Consider the following 4982-nt stretch of genomic DNA (forward strand, 5'->3'; position numbering starts at 1 on the left):
GCGCAGGCGTTTGTCGATGTCAATGTGACGGGGACGCTCAACTTGTTGGAGGCTGCGGCTCGGGCGGGCCATGACCGGTTCATCTTTACGTCCACGACTTCGCTGATGATATCGGATCAGGTGCGCGCGGGAAGGGCCGGCGGTGCCGGGGAAGCCTACTGGCTGGATGAAGATTTCGGGCCGCTGAAACCGCGCAATATCTACGGGGTGACCAAGCTGTCGGCCGAACATCTCTGCCGTCTGTACAGCAAAATGCACGGCATGGATGTCGCGATATTGCGGACCGGGCGGTTTTTTCCGGAGGATGACGACACGCTGAAACAGCCCAGCGGCCCCAATCTCAAGGCCAACGAATTTCTGAATCGCCGGCTTACCGTCGAGGATGCCGCGGATGCCCATATTGCCGCGCTGGAGAAGATCGTCGGTCTGGGCTGTGAAACCTTTATATTGTCCGCGCCACCGCCGTTTGACCGGTCCGAAGCGGCGGAACTGATGCGCGATGCGCCCGCCATTATCACGCGCCAATTCCCGCAAGTGGAGGAACTCTATCGCCGGCATGGCTGGGTGCTCCCCGATCGTATCGAGCGTGTCTATGATCCCGCGAAAGCGGAGCGCCTGCTTGGTTTTCGCTGTGCAACCGATTTTTCGACCATAGTTTCCGCGTTAGCGGATGGGAAGCCATTGCCGTTTCAGCATGACCCGTCTTACGTTTCTCCAAAAGAGCCGACCAATGCGCGTTGCTGAAGCTGTGCGTCAGGCGCGCAGTGTCTCCCAGGGCCCGGTGATCGCATAAGTATATCCCGGCTCCTGCACATTGACGAACATCGTCCGGCCATCCGGCGAGAAACAGGCACCGCAGAATTCGCTCTTGTCCTTATGGGCGTTGCGGGCGATGTCGTAGATCACGCCGTCCGGTGACAGGCCGCGCAGATATTGGTCGCCGCGTCCGTCTTCGCAGAGGATGATATCGTTCCACGGTGCGACCACCAGATTGTCGCACATATCGAGGGAATCGGCGCTGGTCGACTCAAAGAATAGCTGCAATATTCCGCCTGCCGCCGATCCATCGCCTGCGCTCTCGTCCGGTGTGTAGCGCCAGATCTGGCCGACGCGTTCCGCTCCGCCTTCGGTGCAGGTGAAGTAGAAATCACCGGTCTCTCCATCCATGCGGACCGCATAATCCAGCCCTTCCCCGCGCATGAACTGGGCGGCTCCCGCGGCATGTCCGCGATGGGCGAGATCGCCCTCGGGTGCTTCGACATCGTCCAGATCCAACCATTCGGCGACATGATCCTGCCCGACGACAAATTGCTCAGGCGCATTGCCGCCCCAGTCTTTGGGCCAGTTGGATGTGACGGCGGCTTTCCTGTTCGTGAGAACAAGCGCCTGCAGGCGGCCGCCTTCCAGCAATTTTCCCGGCACCTTGGGGATGAAACGGTAGAACAGGCCGTGACGGGCGTCTTCGGTCATATAGACGATGCCGGTTTTCGGATCGACCGAGGCGGCTTCGTGGGTGAAGCGGCCCATGGCCTTTAGCGGCACGGCATCGATCAAACCGGTCGCGCTCGACGGGGTTTCGAACGCGAATCCGTGAAATTTGCCCGGACCTTCTGACGGCTTGAGCATCTCCTCTTCGCAGCTGAGCCAGCTTCCCCAAGGCGTCGGCCCGCCCGCACAATTGGCAGCAGTACCCGTGAGCACCAGAAAATCCTTCTCCAGACGCTTGTTTTTCAGATCATAGACGAGTTTGGTTACGCCGCCGAAAAACGGTGACCCGTCTTTCTTGCGGTCATAAAGCTGGCTTTCGGTGACCCGGTCGAGCAGCTCGTTGCCCTTGCCGAATGGGCTACCGGTGGCAGAATCCAGCCAGTTTTCATGATTGCGCATCAAAATGCATTTATCGGCGGAACCCGGATGGGCGAAACAGGCCATGCCGTCGGGTCGCCCCGGCCGGAAAAAGCCGTCGGACATTGCCCCGCCGGTTTCAGTGACCAGAGCATAGGAAAAACCCGTAGGCAGATCGAGGCGCCTTGCAGGGTCCGGAATGAGAGCAAATCCCTTGTTCGCACTATGGGCCCGGGCGCATCCGGCAATCGAGAAGGAGGCATAGAATATGCCGACGGCTTGCGCGGACCGCATGAAGTCTCTTCGGGATAGTGTCATCGATCAATTTTCCTGTTAGCGTGGTTGCGAAAGTCCAACATGGACGAGGCCAGAATTTACCGACCAGAGAAAACAGAAATATGACCTACACCCTGATCACCGCTAATCGCAACTATTCCAGCTGGTCGCTGCGCCCATGGATATTGATGAAGGCGCTGGAAATTTCGTTTTCGGACCAGATCATATATTTTGAAGAAGAAAATTATGACCGGTTTCGCGAGTTTGCGCCCAATGGCCAAGTACCATGTCTCAAAGACCAGCGTGAAGATGGCAGCACGCGCACGATCTGGGATTCTCTGGCAATCGCGGAATATCTCGCCGAGCGCCATCCGGGTTGCTGGCCAGAGGATGAAGGAGCGCGGACATGGTCACGTTGTGCATCGGCAGAAATGCACGGCGGGTTCGGACCGCTGCGGAATCTTTGCACGATGAATGTCGGCGTGCGGGCAAGTTTGCACAAAGTCGAGAAGCCCCTGCAACGCAATATCGACCGGATCGGCGAGCTGTTCGCGCAAGGACTGGACAAATTTGGCGGACCCTGGCTGGCCGGAGACAGGTTCTCTATCGTCGATGCTTTCTATGCGCCGGTTGCCTATCGGGTGCGCAGCTATGGGCTCGATATCGGAGCAGCAGGCCAGGCGTGGGTCGATCATGTCATCGCGCATCCGGCGATGCAGGACTGGGAACGTCAGGCGCTCGCCGAACCGCAACGCGAAGTCGGTCACGAAGAAGAACTGGCAACGGCCGCGACCATAACGGCGGATTTCCGGGTGAGTTAGTGCCCCGGTGCAGGCATTGACGTGCTCCGGCGCAGGCCGGAGTCCAGACGATCGGGAGGGATCATTCTGGGCCCTGCCCTTCGGCAGGGAACAGGTGTGGTCGGCCCAGCGTCAGGGCTCGGCATCAAGTGCGGAGCACAAGCCTCGGGCTCCGCATCAGATGCGGAGCAGATGCCGCTAAACTTGACTGAATCCCGCCCTTCCTGCAAAGGCACTTCTTCCCAATGTTGCGGCGCAGCATTTTTTCGATTGACGGAGGCTGGCCATGGCGATTCACAGTGATTTTCGGCGCGACTGGCTGCAGAATCCGAGAACCGAATTTCTCGCCGGGCTGGTGGTCGCGCTGGCGCTGATTCCCGAGGCGATCGGCTTTGCGATTATCGCCGGGGTCGATCCGCGGGTCGGACTTTATGCCAGTTTCTCGATCGCCGTGATCATTTCGATGATCGGCGGGCGTCCCGGGATGATCAGCGCGGCGACCGCCGCCGTGGCGGTACTCGTGGTGCCGCTGGTGCGCGATCATGGCGTCGAATATCTGTTCGCCGCAACGATAGTGATGGGCATATTCCAGGCGATAGCCGCCTTGCTGCGGCTCGACCTGCTGATGCGCTTCGTGTCGCGCTCGGTGATCACCGGCTTCGTCAACGCGCTGGCAATCCTGATCTTCATGGCCCAAATTCCGCAGATGACCGGAGCAGCCTTTACCTGGCAGACCTACGCGATGATCGCGGGCGGTCTGGCGATCATCTATGGCCTGCCGCGCATCACGACTTTGGTGCCTTCGCCGCTCGCCGCGATCATTGTGCTCGCTGGCCTCAGCATCGCCTTAAAGGCGGATGTGTTCACCGTTGGCGATATGGGCGAGCTGCCCGACAGCCTGCCGTGGTTCCATATCCCGCAAATTCCGATCACCTGGGAAACGCTGCAGATCATCGCGCCTTATTCATTGGCGATGGCGGCCGTCGGACTGCTGGAATCCTTGCTCACCGCCTCGATTGTCGATGACATGACCGAAACCCGCAGCGACAAGAAGCGCGAAGCCTACGGCCAGGGCATTGCCAATTTTGTCACCGGCTGGATCGGCGGAATGGGCGGCTGCGCGATGATCGGTCAGTCGGTGATCAATATCAAATCCGGCGGCCGGCGCCGGCTCTCGACCTTTGTCGCGGGCGTGATGCTGCTGGTGCTGATTGTCGGCCTCGGCCCATTGGTTGCGCAAATCCCGATGCCGGCTCTGGTTGCGGTGATGATCTTTGTGGCGATCAGTACCTTCCGCTGGAAAAGCTTTACCGAGATTACCCATCATCCCTGGCCGTCCAATGTCGTGATGATCGCTACGGTCGTGATGGTTGTCGCCACCCATGATCTGTCGATCGGTGTGCTGTCCGGCGTGTTGCTGTCCGGCATATTCTTTGCCTGGAAGGTTCGCCAGCTGGTCACGATTCAGGATTTTGTCGAGATTACTACCCACCGCTATATTTTCGGCGGGCAGATTTTCTTCGGTTCGGTTGACCTGATGTACGAAGCGATCGAGTTTAACGAAGATGGCATCGAAAAAGTCGTCATCGATGTGCACGACGCCCATTTCTGGGACATCAGCGCCACCGGCATGCTGGAGAAAATCGTCGACCGCCTGAAAAACGAGGGCAAGCAGGTCGAACTGATCGGGCTCAACGAAGCCAGCGCGACGATCGTCGAGAAATATAGCGAAAGCGATCGTCCGTTCGAGAGCATGGGGGTTGTTGGGCATTGATGTGCGAGTGCAGGCCGGGGAACTAGAGGCGGACATTGATGTGCTCCGGCGCAGGCCGGAGTCCAGACGATCGCACAGGATCATTCTGGGCCCTGCCCTTCGGCAGGGAGCAATAATCGCCAGTTGACCACACCCGGCCTTTGCCGCACATCTGCTCCAAACCTAAACAGGAGCCCCTCATGATCAAACTGCACCATCTCGGCTATTCCCGCTCGTCCCGTATCATCTGGCTCTGTGAAGAGGGCGGCATCGAATATGAGATGGTGACCTATCACCGCGACCCGAAG

4 protein-coding genes are annotated in these 4982 nt (G+C 59.0%); 3 read left to right on the forward strand and 1 reads right to left on the reverse strand.

Going from position 1 to position 4982, the window contains the following annotated elements:
* Positions 1 to 744, forward strand: a 744-nt coding sequence (locus WBM93_RS04755; RefSeq protein ID WP_424428864.1) for an NAD-dependent epimerase/dehydratase family protein, incomplete at its 5' end; no start/stop codon positions are given.
* A gap of 9 nt (positions 745 to 753) precedes the next feature.
* Here WBM93_RS04755 and WBM93_RS04760 read toward each other — a convergent pair.
* Positions 754 to 2163, reverse strand: a complete 1410-nt coding sequence (locus WBM93_RS04760; RefSeq protein ID WP_424428867.1) for an alkaline phosphatase PhoX — start codon at positions 2161 to 2163, stop codon at positions 754 to 756.
* Between the two features lie 80 nt (positions 2164 to 2243).
* On the opposite strand from WBM93_RS04760, the gene WBM93_RS04765 reads away from it, so the two are divergent.
* Both WBM93_RS04765 and WBM93_RS04770 read left to right on the forward strand, forming a co-directional pair.
* Positions 2244 to 2942, forward strand: coding sequence for a glutathione S-transferase family protein (locus tag WBM93_RS04765; protein WP_424428870.1), 699 nt, complete (start codon positions 2244 to 2246; stop codon positions 2940 to 2942).
* Positions 2943 to 3207: 265 nt separating this feature from the next.
* Entirely contained in the window at positions 3208 to 4695 is a 1488-nt protein-coding gene (locus tag WBM93_RS04770; protein WP_424428873.1) for a SulP family inorganic anion transporter, read from the forward strand.
* Positions 4696 to 4982 lie beyond the last annotated feature (287 nt).

Source organism: Parasphingorhabdus sp., from assembly GCF_049667325.1.
Taxonomy (GTDB): Bacteria; Pseudomonadota; Alphaproteobacteria; order Sphingomonadales; family Sphingomonadaceae; genus Parasphingorhabdus.